This is a genomic window from Vibrio sp. S234-5, from assembly GCF_000960595.1.
Lineage (GTDB): Bacteria > Pseudomonadota > Gammaproteobacteria > Enterobacterales > Vibrionaceae > Vibrio.
This window is the reverse complement of sequence record NZ_JZAM01000344.1, coordinates 1-474: the sequence shown is the minus strand read 5'-3', so window position 1 is coordinate 474 and position 474 is coordinate 1. Positions and strand designations below refer to the sequence as shown.

Sequence of the window (474 nt, the reverse complement as noted above, 5' to 3'; positions counted from 1 at the left end):
AGCGCACTTTCAGACCTTTTAGATCTTCCGGCGTATTGATTGGTTTATTGGTGTAGAAGCTACGCGCACCCGCATCGTAGTAAGTCACACCAATAAAGCCGCTGTCCGCTGAAGAATTCAGGATTTCACGACCTACTTCACCGTCTGTCACTTTGTAGTAATGGTCTTTATCGCGGAACAAGTAAGGCATGTTGAATGCTGCGTAAGCTGGGGAGAAAGCTTCCAATTCTGCCGCGTTGCTCTTCACCATATCTAGAGCGCCGTTTTGCATTAGCTCCATCGATTCACGCTGTGTACCTAGCTGTGCATCAGGGTAAATACGGATACGAACTTCACCATCTGTCATTTCACGAACTTCTTTTGCCATAAAGTCCATTGCTTTATGTACCGCATGGTCACGAGGGTGGTTGTGACTCAGCTTCAAAGTGGTCGCAGCATAAGCAGAAGCGGTGGCGCCGAAGGTCATTGCAGCAC

1 protein-coding gene is annotated in these 474 nt (G+C 48.3%); it reads right to left on the bottom strand.

Translation table 11 applies throughout. The features are described from left to right. A partial coding sequence (gene dctP / locus UF06_RS18940; protein ID WP_045571819.1) for a TRAP transporter substrate-binding protein DctP occupies positions 1 to 474 on the bottom strand: 474 nt, incomplete at both ends.